Annotated in this window: 18 protein-coding genes; 12 read left to right on the top strand and 6 right to left on the bottom strand. The window is 59.4% G+C overall.

The genetic code is table 11. From position 1 onward, the window contains the following. Positions 1-78: 78 nt before the first annotated feature. The 3 genes from HMPREF9452_RS04285 to HMPREF9452_RS04275 form a co-directional block, all read right to left on the bottom strand. The gene (locus HMPREF9452_RS04285; RefSeq protein ID WP_009140890.1) at positions 79-1,197 is read right to left on the bottom strand and encodes a 5-methyltetrahydropteroyltriglutamate--homocysteine S-methyltransferase; all 1,119 of its coding nucleotides are present in this window, start codon (positions 1,195-1,197) and stop codon (positions 79-81) included. Positions 1,198-1,299: 102 nt separating this feature from the next. Further along, a complete protein-coding gene (locus HMPREF9452_RS04280) occupies positions 1,300-2,214 on the bottom strand; it encodes a LysR family transcriptional regulator (protein ID WP_009140889.1) in 915 nt (304 codons plus the stop codon). Then, positions 2,211-3,305: a Fic family protein gene (locus HMPREF9452_RS04275; RefSeq protein WP_009140888.1), complete on the bottom strand. Its 1,095-nt coding sequence runs from the start codon at positions 3,303-3,305 to the stop codon at positions 2,211-2,213. The genes HMPREF9452_RS04280 and HMPREF9452_RS04275 overlap by 4 nt, the downstream gene beginning before the upstream one ends. Before the next feature lie 394 nt (positions 3,306-3,699). On the opposite strand from HMPREF9452_RS04275, the gene HMPREF9452_RS04270 reads away from it, so the two are divergent. From HMPREF9452_RS04270 to HMPREF9452_RS04245, 7 genes are all read left to right on the top strand, one after another. Continuing rightward, entirely contained in the window at positions 3,700-5,079 is a 1,380-nt protein-coding gene (locus tag HMPREF9452_RS04270) for an ATP-binding protein (protein ID WP_009140887.1), read from the top strand. A 449-nt stretch (positions 5,080-5,528) separates the two neighbouring features. Continuing rightward, positions 5,529-5,771, top strand: coding sequence for a hypothetical protein (locus tag HMPREF9452_RS11755; RefSeq protein ID WP_009140885.1), 243 nt, complete (start codon positions 5,529-5,531; stop codon positions 5,769-5,771). A gap of 126 nt (positions 5,772-5,897) precedes the next feature. Continuing rightward, the gene (locus HMPREF9452_RS04260) at positions 5,898-6,299 is read left to right on the top strand and encodes a helix-turn-helix domain-containing protein (protein WP_009140884.1); all 402 of its coding nucleotides are present in this window, start codon (positions 5,898-5,900) and stop codon (positions 6,297-6,299) included. A gap of 153 nt (positions 6,300-6,452) precedes the next feature. After that, positions 6,453-7,208 carry an ABC transporter ATP-binding protein gene (locus HMPREF9452_RS04255; protein WP_009140883.1) on the top strand — a complete coding sequence of 252 codons (756 nt, stop codon included), beginning with the start codon at positions 6,453-6,455 and terminating at the stop codon, positions 7,206-7,208. A 38-nt stretch (positions 7,209-7,246) separates the two neighbouring features. Continuing rightward, entirely contained in the window at positions 7,247-8,572 is a 1,326-nt protein-coding gene (locus tag HMPREF9452_RS04250; protein WP_232205015.1) for an ABC transporter permease family protein, read from the top strand. Between the two features lie 625 nt (positions 8,573-9,197). After that, positions 9,198-9,554: a dihydrofolate reductase family protein gene (locus HMPREF9452_RS12335; RefSeq protein ID WP_198003580.1), complete on the top strand. Its 357-nt coding sequence runs from the start codon at positions 9,198-9,200 to the stop codon at positions 9,552-9,554. Positions 9,555-9,606: 52 nt separating this feature from the next. Further along, entirely contained in the window at positions 9,607-9,963 is a 357-nt protein-coding gene (locus HMPREF9452_RS04245) for a DUF1648 domain-containing protein (protein ID WP_009140880.1), read from the top strand. A 320-nt stretch (positions 9,964-10,283) separates the two neighbouring features. Here the strand turns inward: HMPREF9452_RS04245 and HMPREF9452_RS04240 are convergent, their stop codons facing one another. Next, positions 10,284-10,721, bottom strand: a complete 438-nt coding sequence (locus HMPREF9452_RS04240) for a hypothetical protein (RefSeq protein WP_009140879.1) — start codon at positions 10,719-10,721, stop codon at positions 10,284-10,286. Positions 10,722-10,832: 111 nt separating this feature from the next. On the opposite strand from HMPREF9452_RS04240, the gene HMPREF9452_RS04235 reads away from it, so the two are divergent. The 4 genes from HMPREF9452_RS04235 to HMPREF9452_RS04220 all read left to right on the top strand — a co-directional run bounded on the left by HMPREF9452_RS04235 (position 10,833) and on the right by HMPREF9452_RS04220 (position 14,591). Further along, a complete protein-coding gene (locus tag HMPREF9452_RS04235) occupies positions 10,833-11,465 on the top strand; it encodes a GyrI-like domain-containing protein (protein WP_040362313.1) in 633 nt (210 codons plus the stop codon). A gap of 195 nt (positions 11,466-11,660) precedes the next feature. Beyond that, positions 11,661-12,092: a YjdF family protein gene (locus tag HMPREF9452_RS04230; protein ID WP_040362312.1), complete on the top strand. Its 432-nt coding sequence runs from the start codon at positions 11,661-11,663 to the stop codon at positions 12,090-12,092. Between the two features lie 162 nt (positions 12,093-12,254). Next, complete coding sequence (locus tag HMPREF9452_RS04225; protein ID WP_009140877.1) at positions 12,255-13,142, top strand: AraC family transcriptional regulator; 888 nt, start codon at positions 12,255-12,257, stop codon at positions 13,140-13,142. Positions 13,143-13,217: 75 nt separating this feature from the next. Continuing rightward, entirely contained in the window at positions 13,218-14,591 is a 1,374-nt protein-coding gene (locus HMPREF9452_RS04220) for an MFS transporter (protein WP_009140876.1), read from the top strand. A 35-nt stretch (positions 14,592-14,626) separates the two neighbouring features. On the opposite strand, the gene HMPREF9452_RS04215 is transcribed toward HMPREF9452_RS04220, so the two are convergent. Continuing rightward, a complete protein-coding gene (locus HMPREF9452_RS04215; RefSeq protein ID WP_009140875.1) occupies positions 14,627-15,085 on the bottom strand; it encodes a zinc ribbon domain-containing protein in 459 nt (152 codons plus the stop codon). Positions 15,086-15,182: 97 nt separating this feature from the next. Beyond that, the gene (locus tag HMPREF9452_RS04210) at positions 15,183-15,692 is read right to left on the bottom strand and encodes a helix-turn-helix domain-containing protein (protein ID WP_009140874.1); all 510 of its coding nucleotides are present in this window, start codon (positions 15,690-15,692) and stop codon (positions 15,183-15,185) included. A 442-nt stretch (positions 15,693-16,134) separates the two neighbouring features. Between HMPREF9452_RS04210 and HMPREF9452_RS11930 the strand changes: the two genes are divergently transcribed. Beyond that, on the top strand, positions 16,135-16,479 hold a 345-nt coding region (locus tag HMPREF9452_RS11930; protein WP_009140873.1), incomplete at its 3' end, for an IS110 family transposase.

Here is a 16,479-nt window from a genome sequence, read left to right as displayed (position 1 = left end):
TATGGATGCGCGGCTGCGTATGGCGGGTGCGCGTGGCGTCTGTGCGTGGATGTACGGTCTAGATTCTTGCAAGGGCTCTTAGGCGCCCCAAACTTCTTGAGCGATCTCGCGTACCAGGGCGATTTTTGCCCACTGCTCGTCCTCGGTGAGCTTGTTGCCAATCTCACAGCTGGCAAAGCCGCACTGGGGAGAGAGACACAGGTCCTCAAGCGGCAGGTAGCGCGCGGCCTCATGGATGCGCTTGATGACGGCCTGCTTGTCCTCAAGTTCGGGGCGCTTGGTGGTCACCAGGCCCAGGACAACCTTCTTTCCCGGCGCCACGTGGGCGAGAGGTTCAAAACCACCTGAGCGCTCATCGTCAAACTCAAGGTAGAAGGCATCGACGTTCTCGCGGGCAAACAGGATGGGCGCGACCAGATCATATGGACCGCTCGAAGCATGGGTTGAGTGGTAGTTGCCGCGGCATACGTGGGTGGTGATGGCCATGTCTGCCGGGCGGTCGACCAGCGCCAGGTTGTTTACGCGCAGGTACTTCTCCGCCTCCGCTTCGGGCGTGGAACCCGCGGCGCGAATGGCTGCCTGGAAGCCCTCGTCCACCAGCGCGCCCCAGGTGCAGTCATCAAGCTGCAGGTTGCGGCAGCCGGCGGCGTAGAGCTCGCGGATAACGGTGCGGTACGCGGCGCCGATGTCCTCAAGCAGCTCATCCTCATTGGGATAGATGCTGCGTGTGCGCTCGGTGGCGGCGGCGTCGCGATAAAGCTCCAACACCAGCTGAGCGGGCGCGGGGATAGTTTGCTTGGCGACGTGGCCGGGCTCCTCAAGCGCCTGCACAAAGGCGAAGTGGTCGATAAAGGGATGGTTCTCTCCAGAGATCTTGCCGGTGAGGACGGCGGAGCCATGCGTGGTCTCCTCGCCCACAAAGAAATAGCCATGGTCTAGCTCCACGTGCTCGATGCCGGCGAATCCCCACATAAAGTCGAGGTGCCAGTAGGAGCGGCGAAACTCGCCGTCGGTGATAAGGGGCAGGCCGGCATCCTTCTGCTTCTGGACAAGTTCGGCGATGCACTCGTCCTCAACCTGCTTGAGTTCGGTATCGTCCAGCTCGCCGGCGGCATGTGCGGCGCGCGCGGCTTTAAGGCGATCGGGACGAAGAAAGCTGCCGACGATATCGAAGCGGGTGGGTGCGATGGCAGTCATGGTTGGTTCCTTTCATTGGGTGCGCTATCTGATGAAAGGAGTATGCGCGGACGCACCTCGATTGGGAAATACTGAAATCAATGACAATACGATAGGAAAAACCTATAGCACGGATGAGCTTGGGATATGCTTGCGAATCGCGGCGATAAACGCTTCTCCGTAGCGCGAGAGGTGCGTGTTGCGCCGCGTGACAATACCCACCTCCATGTGCTCTTCAACTTCAAGGGGAATCGCGATGATGTCTTCGCCGTTGAGCTCGTGCGAGATCACGCCCGAGCACACGGTGTAGCCATCGAGGCCTATGAGCAGGTTGAACAGGGTGGCACGGTCGCGCACGCGGATGTTCTTGTCGCGGCCCAGCGTGGAGAGCGGTTCCTCTGAGAAGTAGAACGAGTTGAAGTCGCCTTGCTCGTAGGAGAGGTAGGGGTAGCCGGCGAGATCTTCGAGCGTGACAGAGGGACGCGTCGCCAGCGGGTGCGTCGAGGAGAGGAAGACGTGCGATGCGGTCGAGAAAAGAGGCTCGAACTCAAGCTCCTCAGCGCGCAGCATGCGGGTTATGACCTCGCGGTTTGCGTCCGAGAGGTAGAGCACACCCAGCTCGCTTTTCATATGGGCGACGTCCTCGATGATCTCGTGCGTCTGTTCCTCGCGCAAGGTGAACTCGTAGCGGCTGGCGTTAAAGGTGCGGATCACGTCCACAAAAGCGTTGACGGCAAACGAGTAGTGCTGGCAGGAGACAGCGAAGCGGGGCACGGGCTGGGTGTCGCGCTTGAAGCGCTCTTCAAGCAGGTCGGCCTGCTCCAGCACCTGGCGCGCGTAGCCGAGGAAGGTCTGCCCCTCGGTGGTGGTCACCATGCCCTTACTCGTCCGCTCAAACACCGTGATGCCCATTTCGCGCTCCAGGTCGCGCACGGCGGCGGTCACGCTTGGCTGCGATACAAAGAGCCTGCGTGCTGCCTCCGTGACGCTGCCGCATGCTGCCACCTCGACGATATATCTGAGTTGTTGGAGTTTCATCTGGTTTCCGTTCTTTCATGGGGAAGGTTTGCCGGAGAGGGGGTGTCCCATAGTCGCCGGTACGCGGTCGATCGCGCTGCGCCAACTTTCTCGATAACGCCCTCTTGCTGTAGCTTTGAGAGAATGCGCTCGAGCGTGCGTTGACTCATGCCGGGGTTGGCGTCCAGGATTTCCCGTTTTGTCGCGGTGCCGAGCTGCTTGTCGAGAAACGCACGGACCGCATCTTCGTTGCCCGCGGGGGCGCCCACCAGAGAGAACCTGTCGGCGAGCTCTCGGTAGCACGCGCCGATGATACCTAGCATGTACGTGATAAAGGGGGTGTAGTCGTTATCGCCCTCCCGCCAGCCATGGGAGCTTGCGGCGAGGGCCTCGTAATAGGTCTCCTTCGTTCGCTCGATCTCCCTTTCGATTGAGACGTACTTTCCCACGTCGTATCCAGAGCGGTACATGAGCAGCAGCGTGACCAACCTGCTCATGCGTCCATTGCCGTCGTTGAACGGATGGATGCTCGCGAAGTCGAACGCGAACACAAGGGAGACAAGCAGGGGGTCGTACACCACGGCCTCGACCTGCTTGCGATATTCGTTGCAGATGGCCTCGATGGCACCGGACGTTGCGGCGGCGGACGTGGGGATAAAACGTGCGACGAGCTCGCCTTGGGCGGTTCGCTCGGCGATGACGTTATCGGAGTCCTTCCATCTGCCTGCATGGGAATCTCCGGAGAAACGGTATAGGTCGCGGTGAAGCTGGAGGATGACGCCGGGCGTGATGGGGATGTTATCGTGGCTCTCGTGGACGATGTCCAAGACGTACCGGTACCCGGCGATCTCACGCTCGTCGCGGTTTTTCGGCTCCACGTTCTCGAGCATAAGCTCGTGCAGGCGCCTGTCGGAGGTCGAGATGTTTTCGATCTTGTTCGAAGCGCTCGTGCTCTGAATCTTGGCCACCTCCACCAAGGCGGCGAAGCGGTTGGGATGGGCGGCGGAGAGCAGGGACGTCTTGCCCTTGAGCTCCCGGATGTTCCCGAGAGCGGATACGACCTCCGGAGTCATGAGGCTGGCAAGCGCCCTGTTGAAATCGAATTGAGTCACGATATCCTCGCCATCTTCGTAATATTATCGACAAGTATACTAGATATGGCGAAGATAAGTTTGAGCGGTCGCACGGGTCGACGACCCCTCATCGGTGTACCCCGCTACCGAGAACTTTGTTTAACTTTGTTCAACTTGTTAAAGCTCGCCATACCAAGCGGCCGCCTCCTGCCGGAGGCGTCTTGTGGACTCGGTGCCGTTCGAAACTCCTTCATATGTCATGGTTGGTATCGCATTTCCTTATGTGCGCGAATACCGGCTCGAGTGCGTAAGGGAACGGGCGCTGCCTCAAGCGTGCCCTCATACTTCTCTCCAACGAAGTGAAGAAAAAGCTTAAACTTCTCTCCATTGAAGAGAAGTTGGTATACTGATGGCGGAGGAAGGGGAGTATCCAATGTCGCCGACTGCGTTTGACTATGCCGATCTTGTGCAAGAGGCTCGTGCTTTTGAGTTTCCGAGCCCCCGTCCGCGCCGCGAGGTTGTCGAGGCGCTGCCCGAGCCCGCGCCGTTCAATCTCATCCATGCCATTACGGGTATCCGTCGGTGTGGCAAGACGTTCTACGCGTTCCAGCTCATCCAGCAGTTGTTGTCCTGCGGCGTGCCGCGCGATCGGGTGTTCTACTTCAACTTCGCAGATGACAGGCTTCGACCGACGCCTCCTGCGTTGCTCAATGATGTCGTTGAGGAATACTGGCGCCAGGTCCCTTCTGCCAGAAGCGAAGGATGCTACCTATTCCTCGATGAGGTCCAAGAGGCGGACGATTGGGAAGGATTCTGTCAGAGAATCGCGGAGCGAGAGCGCGTGACGCTTGTGGTGACGGGTTCGTCGTCCAAGCTGTCCGCTGACGAGATCGCGAGCCGGTTTCGCGGCAGGCTTCTCGAGCATCCTATGCGCCCCCTGTCCTTTGTAGAATTCTGCCTATTTAATGGCATCGATCTTCCAGATGCGGACGACCTTGCGCTTGCAGGTTCCGTTGCTCCGACGATGAGAAGTTCGTTGGAAGCCGCTTTTGATCGGTATTTGATTGAGGGCGGTTTTCCTGGGGCGCAGGGCTGCGGCGGCGCCGAGCGTATGGCGTTGCTGCAGACGTACGTTCGCGATGTCGTGGTGCGCGACGTGGTCGACAGGTACCCGCGTGCCGGCGTGGCGCTGGCGAACCAAGTCGCGCTGTATGGGCTGCGCAACACCGGTTGCGAGTTGTCGGTCAACAGCCTTGTGGCGAGCCTGAAAAAGGTGGGGTATCCAACAACGTGGGAGACTGTCTCGGAGGTGTCGCGACTGCTCGAGCAGGCACATCTCTACGATGGCGTAAGCGAGTATTCCACGTCATTCTCCCCGTCGAGCACGGCGACCCGCAAGGTGTATGCCGTCGACACCGGCATGGCGCACGCCGTCTCCCGCGCGAGCCAGCAAGATGCTGGCAAGCGGCTGGAGACCGCCGTGCACAACGAGCTCGCTCGCCGAGCGGCATCGGCCCGGATTGACACGGTTTGCTCGCTCACCGTTCCCGGCGCAAAGCGGGAGAAGGTCGACTTCGTGGTGGGTGACGCTCTTTCGCTCGAGCCATATGGCCTTATACAGGTGACGGTGGATATGACGGCGGATCGCACGCGAGCACGCGAAATCGGTTCTTTGGCGTCCGCCATGTGGTATGCCGGGGTGGACAAGGGTCTGGTGGTAACGCTTCGCGAGCGCTCGACGATCGAGGTTCCCGAGGGAATGATCGAGGTCGTGCCCGCGTGGCATTGGGCGCTTATGGACGGCGTGGGGTAAGCAAATAAAGACCGAATAAAGGCGCCTGCTCGAGCTGCTTTCTGGTGTCCTTGTGCGGATTTCAGTGGCAGCTCGGTTCGGAAGAGGGGTTGATAATGAGGCGGATTGCCTGCGCTCGTTGCGGACGAAGGCTGCCAGTTAAGTTCGGCGTTATGCCGAGGCGGTGCGCCTGTGGAGAAGAGTTCGAATGGGCACCGTTGGGCGGGTTCGGCAGATCAACTGCCGTCTTGGCAGCCTTTGCCCTCCTTATGTCTCCGATTCTCGTCCTCATTTGGTTTACGCGGCGGCTTCTTCAAGATTCCATCGTCCTGTACGCTGTGGCGTTGATTGTCGTTTTCTATTGGTTTCGCGTATGCGAGACGCTGCTCGTTCGTTTTGGCTTGGTGCGTATGACGGGAGTCAAGGTTGAGTAGCCGGCGCGTTATTTCGCTCCAGCTGAAAGGGCCAATGTGCGCGAGGCAGACTTGAAAACGATCGCGTTCGCCTTGGCTGGTGTTGCGGCGGGGGTCTTCATCAAGGTTCTTGATGTGTGGACCTGCAATGCGGCGAACATCTATCGCGCCGCCGACCTGCGCTGTCGCCAGCTGCCACACTGCCGTTTACAGCAAAGCATCTCACGGGGGCCCTGCTTCCTCACCGCAACGGGCGGTGGCGGAATTGTCATGATGTGTTGCTACAATTGTCGCTGCTAGATGGTGGAGCGCAACGGCGGTTGCGAGGATAGTCTTGCACTGAGTCCAGGTGGCCAAAGGGGCGAAAGCATTCCATGACGGCTGCCTTCGGGCCTGGAACAACAGTGCTACAAGGAGGCTTTCATTATGGATGACGCAGCGACGCAGCTTGCCGACCGTCTGCTCGATCTTCGCCGCAAGGCCGGCTATTCGCAGGAGCAGTTGGCGGATCTGCTCGGGGTTTCCCGTCAGGCCATCTCGAAATGGGAGGGCGCTCAGGGTCGCCCCGAGGTCGACAACGTGGTCAAGCTCGCGCAAATCTATCGTGTGAGCACGGACTTCATCCTCACGGGCTCGGCGAGTGTCCCGTCGGTGTGCGAGACGCCCTTGGCAGCCGCCCCGCGCGAGTTGTCGCGCGAGCACCGCTTCGCCCTCAGCGCCCTCATGGTTATCGCCGGTACCGCGGTCGTGTTCCTGCTGATCGTCGTTATCCTGACCATCCTGTCCACGATGCTCACCGCGGGTGCCGACATCCCCGGATGGAAGTAGCCGCTGGCTGGGTTCTCGTATTCGCTATCAATTGACTTGACGCGTGTAAGGTAACTTGGCGTTTGTCCGATACGCCCTTTCTTGCGGAGGCGGGGCTCATGCGCCTTGGTCTTGTATGCTCAGGGGCGGGTTGGCAAAAGGAGCAAAAGAATTATGGGCATCCTCGTTGAGGCACGTGGTGTGCGCAAAAGTTACAGACATGGAGATCTGAGCACTGAGCTTCTTCGCCGCGTTGATATGAGCGTGTCGGCTGGGGAGATGGTGTCAATCGTGGGACCATCCGGTTCGGGCAAGTCGACACTGCTGTACTGTTTGGCGGGGCTTGAGGTCCCCGATGCGGGCGAGATTCATCTTATGGGCGTGGATATCGTGCGAGCGAGGCGCGGCGAGAGCGCGAAGGTTAGAGCCAGGCATGTCGGGTTCGTGTTCCAGCAGTATAATCTCATGCCCTCGCTTTCCGTGGGCGAGAACGTCTCGCTACCTGAGCGCTTTGCCGGTCGTAGGGTGAGCAGGAAGGACATGTGCGATCTCTTGGAGCGGGTCGGTATGGGAGGGAAGGAGCATGCTCGTCCGGCCGATTTGTCCGGTGGCGAGGCGCAGCGCGTGGCGCTCGCCCGGGCTGTCGCTTCTGGTCCGGACATTGTGTTTGCCGATGAACCCACTGGCGCCCTCGACACGGCGAACGGGAACGTGGTCCTCGATATGCTGCGAGCCATGGCGGATGGGGAGAGCCGGTCCGTCGTTATGGTGACGCATGATCTTGAGGCGGCCGCTCGTGCCGACCGAGTGCTTGTGATGCGTGACGGGAAGATCGTCCACATGATGACTCGCTCCACGTCGCGGGAAATCCTCGCCGCGATGGAGAAGATGGAGCCGCGCGAAGCCGCCGAGGGGGCGATGTTGCGATGATTCTCCTGCTTGTTGGCGATGTTCGGGAGCATTGGCATGTGTGGTTCGGCGTGCTCGCCGTTGCCGCCGCGTTTGGCTATATGGGAGGTTGGTTCGCATCGTTTTCCGCAACGGCGGCAGCGGATCCGATGGCGTCGGCTTCTTTCTTCTTTAGAAGCGTCGCCCAGGCGATTCTCATGTTCTCGGCGCTTTCCGGATGCGTCGTTCTCTCTTCAACGGCCCGGGGAAGCATCTTCTCGTTGCGGCGCACCTATGCCCTGTGGCAGGTGATCAACATTCCTCCGGTTGTGGTGGGCTTTGCCGTCATCGTTCAAATTGCGCTTGTGGGGGTCTTCGGTTCGTGCTTGGGCTTGGCTTTGTGCTGGGCAAGTTCCCCCGCCGTATTCAGCGCTCTGTTCAAGGATATCGACTTGTTCGAAGGGGTGCGGCTTCTGACAGGATTATCCCTCTACCCTGCGGTTATGGGTGTATCGTTACTCGTTTCGGTGCTCGGTGGGGCGCGCGCCGCAAGGGCAGCGGCGTGCGCCCCGCCCGTGTTGGCCTTGCGTGACGAGCGGTCGGTCGAGGGCGCATCCGCGCGCATGACGCCGCTGCGATGGCTTGCCGCCCTTGCCGCATGTGCCGCCGCCGCGTGGTGTGTGTCTACGGTCGACCCCGCCTTGGCCCCTGTCGACTTCGGTCAGAGTACCTGGCTTGTCTTTTTGCCTATTGCGATCCCGGTGCTTATTACGGCGTTCTCCCCAGTACTTTTGCCGAGGATCCTGCGCGCGGTGACGTGTCCGTTGTCGCGCTGGACAGCGTGGCTTCTTGCGCGCAGGAGCGCTCGGCACGGTTTGACGAAAAGCTTGTCGATTGAGACATTCCTCGTGGTTGCTATGGGCATCGTTGCGGGTTTCTATTCGATGATGGACTTGATGGGGCGGTATGCCACGGCATGCGACTTGCCGATTGGGAGCGGATTCGGCCTCGACCCGCGCCTCGCGTGCGTAATGTTTGCGGGGCCGATCATCTTGGCGACTGTGGGGTCATGCGCACATGTAGTTCTTGCCTTGCGAGTGCGTGAGCACGACGCGTCATTGCTGGAGGTATGGGGTGCCACCCCGCGCCAGGTCTGCGCCGTCTCGCTTTTCGAGGCCTTTATGCATGTGGTGACTGCAGGCTCAGCTGCATTGTTTGCTGTTGTGCTTTCCAACGTGATCGCGGCCCATGCGTTGGGCTTGGGTGCTGGGAGCGCGACGCTGTCCGTGCGTTTTGCCCCTGCGGCCCTCATCGCCGTCGCAGGATTCGTCGTGCTGGTTGTAGCGGAGCTGATGCCGGTGTTTCGCGTGATCAGGGTCGCACCGGTGCGGTTTCTCAACGAGTGATTGACGCTGTCCTAAAGCTGATATACCAAAGAAATTCTCACTAAATATAGGAGGAATAGAGGTATATCATGCCCAAGATCATTTCAAGCTCCACGCTGCGCAACGGATACGACGAGGTGTCGGCATGGTGCCGGGAAAAGCGGTAGCCGGTCTGTGTCGCTAAAAATGGTGCAGGTGATCTTGCGGTCATGGACATCGAGTCGTATGAGCGGCTCATGGTCCGCCTCGATTTGCTCAAGAGCTCGGCCGAGGGGCATCGTGATGTGGTGGAGGGGCGGACGCATCCCGCCCGCAAGGGGGCTAGCGCCTGCGCGAAGAGTTCGGGTTGTAGATATGTTCTCCGTTGTGGAAACCGATGCGGCCCTGGAAGACTTGCGAGAATCGATCGTTTACCTAAGCTACCGCACCGGCGGAAAGCAGACAGGTGCGAATCTGCTCGATGCGTGGAGCGCCTCGTTGGCCTTCTCGAGCAAGCGCCTTATGCATTCCCGCTCGCTCTCGATCCCGTTGTTGGGTTGCTGGGTTATCGTTGGGCACGTGCCGGCTCCAATATTGTCCTGTACGCGGTGCGTGAGGCAGAGGGGACTGCCACCATCGAGCGCTCGACTGCCCGGGGTTCACGGCAGTGGCGGGTGGCCCTGCAGCGTTTGTGGAGGGGCTGGGCACACATCGCAATATTTGGATCGTGGGCGGCAACACCGTCCTGGCGCCCCTGCTTTCTCGCGACATGGTTGATCATCTCATCATCCAGGTGGCGCCCGTGCTTTTGGGCGAGGGCGTCCCGTTGTTCACGCAAGGGGGCAGGTGCGTCGCTTCAAACTTGAGGTGGTCAGCCAATACGGCCAGTTCGTCGAGCCGGTGTATTCACGCTGAGGCGGGCTGCGGTACAAGGGCTCTGTTCAACTTGTTAAACTTTGTTCAACTTGTTAAAGTTCGCCATACCAGGCGGCTGCCTCCTGCCAGAGGCGTCTTGTGTGCCTAGCGCTGATAGAGGCTCTTTTATCCTTTTGCTGGACGAGCGATGGGGTGGGACAATGAATCGAAAACGGCTCTGTTTGATTATTGATGTCGCCAGTCTGGTGATTTGCCTGATTCCCCTCGCATGGTTTCTTTTGCGGGTATCGAAGTTGCCTGATGTCGTTCCCGTCCACTTTGGTTTTGGGAACGTTCCAACCCGCTTTGGAAGCAAGTGGGAGTATCTCTTCATGCCGCTCTTTTCCATTGGCGTGATCATTTTTGGAATATGCTGTCGGTATCTTGGGCTCTCCAACGTTCCCGGTGTTCACGCGCGTGAGGAACGAGACCTAATTGTTGCCATCATTGTGCTTGTGTCTGCCGTTTTGCTAGACGTGAGCTGTTTCTACCTCTTCTTCCTTGCCTTTTCGCGTTAGCCTAACGTGAGAGACCCACATGCCATGCCTGTGATGCAAACAGCGGCTATGCCCCTATCGGTCTTCCGTAAAGGATGGCCGCGCCCTCGCTGTCGTGGCATCGAGCCCCACGGGGCGGATACTAAAGCCCCCCGCTATGCCTGGGGGTTTGTTTGCTAGCCTTTGCTCTTCTCATGTCTCCGATTCTTGTCCTCATATGGCTTGCGCGGCAGCTTCTTCAAGATTCCATCGTCCTGTACGCTGTGGCGTTGATTGTTGTTTTCCATTGGCTTTGCGTATGCGAGACGCTGCTCGTTCGTTTTGGTTTGGTGCGGATGGCGCTAGCAATATCCCCAGCCTTCCACGCTCCATGCGGCGTTTTGCGTAGGCCTGGTGAGTACCCACTGCCAGTCTTCGTACGTCTCATTTGGCGAGAAGCCTTCGTTTGTAGATCTCCAGCTGGTTGTGAACGTTGATAGGACGATGATGCGGTCTTCAGCTCCCGTTTGTTTGCGATCGAGTTCATCGTCCAAAAACGTTTTTTCAATCTCGCCGTTGTAGCGGAGTTCTTTAAGGGTGCATCCCGTAAAGTCTGAGGCGAACGTCGCTTCAATGGCGTCGAAAGCGGAAGAGATGTCGGCTTCTCCGTAGAGACTTGTGGGCGCCGCGATGCGTTGGACCGATTTTGTATCCCCGCCGGATGAAAAGAGCGCGGATGCGATGGCTCCAAAGATGATGAGGGCGCCTATTGCTGCGATGAGGGCGGTCTTCTTACGCATGGGCATCTCCTGCGGACGTAAGGCCAAGCGGTGGTATCTTTTGATCATTATATTGCCGCGCTTGAACAGCGGGTAACAAACGGCGGGTTTATCTACAGAGCGGGGGTTGCCGTGGCGTTTGACTACAAGAAGGGATACAAGGAGTACTATCTTCCACCCAAGAAGCCGGGGGTTGTCGAGGTGCCCGAGATGGCGTTTCTTGCAGTGAGAGGGCATGGTGACCCCAACGAAGAGGGCGGGGCGTACAAGGATGCGCTCGAGATGCTCTACGGAGTTGCCTACACCATCAAGATGTCCAAGAAGGGCGACCATCGCATCGAGGGCTATTTCGATTTTGTGGTGCCACCGCTAGAGGGTTTTTGGTGGCAAGACGGCGTGCTTGGCGTGGACTATGCGCGCAAGGAGGACTTCAACTGGATCTCGGCCATTCGTGTGCCGGATTTTGTGACGCGCAGTGAGTTCGAGTGGGCCGTTGAAGAGGCGACTGCCAAGAAAAAGCGCGACTTTTCCCAGGTGGAGCTGCTCACCATTGAGGAGGGGCTGTGCGTTCAGTGCTTGCACGTGGGTCCCTATGATGATGAGCCGGCGACCGTCGAGGCGATGCGCGCGTTCGCCGAGGAGAGCGGTTACGTTGAGGATTTTTCTGACGAGCGCATGCATCATGAGATCTACCTCAACGACGCCCGTCGTACTGCGCCCGAGAAACTCAAGACAGTGATCAGGCATCCGGTTCGTAGGGCTTAAGCGCCAGAATGGCGACGGGATTGCTTTGTGCACTTCTAGAGGCCCCAAGGCGAGTTTCACCCCTATACTGGTACCTATCGAAGATAAAAACACAGCGCCCGTCGGGTAGTCGGGCCGCGGGCGCTTGCCTGCCAGTAACCTGCCTCCTTGGTTGTCCCTTCTTCGCGTAGCCCTACATAGAAGGAGGTCGCGGCTATGCGGAAGAGGGAAGTCTCATCGACCCTGACGGTCTACCATGATGGTCAGTTTTGGGTGGGCGTGGTAGAGCATGTCGAGAGTGACATGCTGAGCGTTGCGCGCGTGGTATTTGGCGCGGAGCCATCGAATGAAGAAATCTATACATGGGTGCTTGAGCGTTGGACGAGCTTGCATCTAAGTACGGCGACGGAACCGGTTGAATCTCATCAAAACCGGCTGCCTGGCAATCCCAAACGCCGTGCGCGTGAAGCAGCGAAGGCCTTGCATATGCGAGGTGCCTCAACCGCATCGCAACGTGCGCTCGCTCGTGAGCGGGAACGCTCGAAGGATGAGGCCCGATCAGAGCGTACGGCGCGCGGCAGGGAAGAGACGTTCGCGCGATGGGAAAAACGCCGCGAGAAAAGGCGTCGCAAGCATCGCGGGAAATGAACAGTTACGTCTCTACCCGCAGAGCGTGGCTGGTCTATCTGGATGAATGGAAGGCGGGGCCGCCAGCCGGACTCTCGAGTAAGCTCGCATAATCCGCTCTGTTTATGCGAGGATTGAAAAAGCGCATTGCCCCATGCTTGTTTTCGGAAGGATGGTGACCCTATGGGCTGGATAGAAGGGTTGAATGCCTCTGTGGACTACATAGAGGAGCATCTTGACGGTGACATCGATATCGCGCGTGCGGCGTCTTTTGCGTCCTGCACCGAAGGGCAGTTCCGGCGGATGTTCTCCTATCTTGCGGGGATGGGCCTGGCAGAGTACGTGCGCAAGCGTCGCTTGTCGTGCGCCGCGCTCGATCTGTCTAGGGGCGAGCGCGTGCTCGATGTGGCGGTGCGGTATGGCTACTCTTCGCCAACGGCGTTCAATCGAGCATTCCAAGAGGCCTTTGGCGTATCTCCCAGTGAGGCAAGGTGCCCCGGCGCCTCTCTTCTCGTTTTCCCGCGGTGCACGTTCGCCCTTACCGTTACGGGTGCGGAGCCCTTGTCGTGGAGGGTTGTGCCCCAGCCGGGAATGCGCCTCGTGGGAATAACGGCATTCTGCGGTGGCGCTCAGGGTAATCCGCTAGTTCAAATGTCCTCTTCAGGCAGAGAGGGCTTGCGCAATCTCTGGGAGAGCGCTTCGCAAGATGGGGTTATCGAGCAACTGATCGCGCTGACGGATGGGTCGGAGCCTCAAGGAATCCTCGGCGTCAACGTGTGCAAGGACGATGGCCAAAGCTATCAGATAGCCGTTGCATCGTCTCGTGAGGCGCCGGCGTGGGCGGATGAGATCCATGTTCCATCTGGGCTTTGGGCCGTATTCGACTGCACGGGTCCTTGCAGCACGGCGACGGCAGAGCACTATCGCAGGGTCTACTCCGAGTGGCTGCCTTCGTCAGGCTACGGGCTGTCGGGTGACGTAAGTATCGAGGTGTATCCGCAAGGCGATTTCTCGTCCACGTCATATCGCAGCGAGATATGGATGCCCATCTCGAAGCGGTCCGGCGCATAGCCATCCTTCCTTCTGTTCGTTGCGGTTTTACCGCGCGGTTCGTCCATGAGGACGAGGAGAAGGAGGAGTACAACAATGAAAGAAACCCGTACCGGTGGAGCTTGTCAACCTGTTGGCGGGTTGATGACGGCCGGACTCATGCTCGCGTTGTTTATCGCTGCGCTTGATTCTACCGTGGTGGCAACGGCGCTGCCGACGATTTCGGCCGCCTTGGGTGGAGCGGCGCATTATGCCTGGCCTATGACTGCATATCTTGCTTCAAGCACTGTGTCCACGCTCCTATGCGGCGGCCTTGCGTTTCATTTTGGCTTGAAGCGAACGTATGCGTTTGGCCTGGCTCTCTTTGCTGCGGCGTCTGCGCTGTGCGCCGCGGCTCCCACCATTGAGGCGCTTGCCGCGTTTCGCTTGCTCCAGGGTATTGGCGGCGGCTTGTTAGAGGCCGGCGTCTTCATAGCCGCTGCCATGATGCTTCCGCCGCGCGATAGGGGTCCCTATCTTGGGGCGGCGTCCGCCATGTACGGCGTGGCGAGCGTTATCGGTCCCGTGATTGGAGGGGCCGTCGCCCAGGGTTTGTCTTGGCATGTCATTTTTGTTGTGAATATTCCGATCGCGATTGTCGCGTTTGCACTATCGTCGAGGAGTCTGCCGGGCAGGGGCGATGGACCCCGCTCGGCGCAATTCGATGCGGCGGGAAGCGCGCTGGCATCGTTGAGCGTATTGAGCCTCGTTGCCGTGTTCAGTTTGGCGGGCGGCGCGTTCCCCTTGGTATCTCCCCGGGCAGCCGCTCTTGTAGCGCTATTTGTTATCCTCACGTTTGCCCTGTACAGGGTTGAGGCTGCTGCGAGTGCTCCCGTGATTCCCATGGGGCTGTTCTACCGCCCTCGGGTTGTCGCAGGATTCATCTCGGGCTTCTGCGTGCAGTTTGCTCTCATGGCGGGCGTGACGTATCTGCCGCGGCTTTTGCAGGAATCGATGGGTATCGCCGCCACCTCATCGGGTGCGGCGCTCATTCCCATGACGCTTGCCCTCATGCTTGGAAGTAACGTGTCGGGCGCCCTGTTCAGGAAGAATGGCAGGCTTCGTGCGCTTGCGGTGAGATCTTCGTTCGTAATCTTAGCTGCGGCTGCAGCGTTCATTGTTGGGGCGCAAAGCCTGACCGCACCCCTGGTTACATTGCTCGCGGCGGCGCTTGGCCTGGGCGTCGGCGTGGGAATGCCGGTTTCCAATCTATCGGCGCAGACGGGGGCAGATGCCCGCGACGCTGGCAAGGCAACATCCACGGCGATGTTCTTTAGGGGATTTGGCGGAACCGTATCCACTGCTGTATGCGGAATGCTTGCCCCCGCTGCATCCCCTGCCGGCACCACTTGGGTATTTTGCGCTGTGCTTGTGTCTGCGGTGGTGGGCCTTGCGGTGTCGATTCCTATTGCAAGTAGAATCTCGTCCTAACTGATTTCAAGGTGATGCTTGCGTTGGCGCCTGCCTTACTTATCCGTTGCATTCCACCTGCGCAGATTGGGCAAGATCGCCCCCAAAAGCGATGCGCATTCGTCCACTGACCAGCCCATGTGCTCCGCCATGCGCGGCGCGCAGTCCTCGATCATCTCTTCCATGGTGGTCTCGTAGGTGTACGCGCCCTGGTCGTAGCACCAGCGGCAGAAGTCTTCGGTCTCGGTGCCGTCTGCTTCGTGCCCATGCTGATCGGGTCCGGTGAACATCATGCCGCAGCTTTGACAGTAGTGCTCCGGCATGTCGAGCAGTCGCATCACGGGCACCTCGAGCTCGCGAGCGATGAGCTTGATCATGTCGATGCTCGGCTCCGTCGCTCCAGTTTCCCAGCGACTTACCGCTTGACGTGTGATGTAGAGCCGCGAGGCGAGTTCCTCTTGGGTGAGACCGCGTTCGCGGCGCAGTCGGGCAAGGGCGTCTTTGAGCAAGATCATGGCGATTCTCCTTTAGGTGGGCATTGGGTTTAAAGCCCGTTTCCTTCTTGCGATTATCTCGTGCCGCATGTGGTCAGTCGAGCAACGCTTTGTTGCGCTATCCCTTTTTACGGGTCGCGATCGCCCCGGTGATGGCTGCGATGAGGATGAAGGGCGCGATGCGGACGAAGATCCACTCGAAGCCGTGGAGCATGGTGCCCGCGATCGCGTATTCGGGGTTGGTGAAATTCCAGTCGAGATATGATTCCCCAATCATTCCAAGCGCCAGGAGGATAAGGGCTACGGCGACGGCGAGCGATATGCACAGCGTGTTCAAGGCTCGGCACTTTAATTCGTGAGCCCGCGCAAACTGCGCGTTGAGCACTTCGAGTTTTTCGGAGAGGGCTTGCAGGCTGTCCGGCTCAGAAGCGATGACCGTCTTGCCTAAAAGGGTGCTTACAGGCGTATCGAGCACCTCGCCCAGGGAAAGGAGCATCTCCGCGTCGGGCACCGAGAGACCGCGTTCCCATTTGGATACGGTCTGCCTCACCACGCTCAGCTTGATTGCGAGCTCCTCTTGGGACAAGCCCTTCTGTTTCCTGAGTTCGCGGATGTTCTCGTTTAACATGGGGAGCTCTTTCTCTCGCTGGGACTTACGATACCGCAATATTGCTCATGGCACGTCCGTTGCCGCAAGCAACGGTTTGTAACAGCGGGTCGTAGCGGTGCGATTGCGTGAGGGCGTGTGCTGATGAGGGTGTAGCTTGCGAAAGCGGGAAAGGGTGGGCGTTTTCGATTTGGGGTCCGTTTTGTCATCATTGCGAGTGAGCAAAGATGAGCCTTTCGGTTTCTTCGGCGCTTGCCTCATAATGACGGTATAGCTGAAAAACGGCACCAGGCTCGCGTAGCCCGGCGCCGCCTAGAAACCCGCGGATGGCGTGCAGGGGCGCCGAGACGATATGAGTTGAACATTGGGAGCCCCTCCCCTTGCAGCTCTATCGTGGGTCGGGCGACAATGGTCGTAGCGCCAACCGTGGCCGCGCGCCACATGCGACGGAGAGGGGCCCGCCATGTCCAATTATGTCACAGCCATCGGTCTCGACGTCCACGCGAGGAGCATCTCCGCATGCGCCTTCGACCCCATGACCGGCGAGGTGTCCCGCGCAAGGTTCGGATACGACCCCGCGTCGGTCGCCGAGTGGGCACTGGGGTTCGAGTCGCCCAAGGCGGTGTACGAGAGCGGCCCGACCGGCTTCCACCTCTGCCGCGCCCTGAGGGCGCTCGGCGTCGACTGCGCCGTAGGCGCCGTCTCCAAGATGCACCGGCCGGCCGCCGACCGCGGGCGCAAGAACGACCGGCGCGACGCCGAGTGGCTCGCCAGGCTCCTCGCCTGCCGCAACGTCGTCGAGGTGTGG

The organism is Collinsella tanakaei YIT 12063 (genome assembly GCF_000225705.1).
Lineage (GTDB): Bacteria > Actinomycetota > Coriobacteriia > Coriobacteriales > Coriobacteriaceae > Collinsella > Collinsella tanakaei.
The sequence above is the reverse complement of the archived record's forward strand: the minus strand, read 5'-3'. Positions and strand labels throughout refer to the sequence as shown.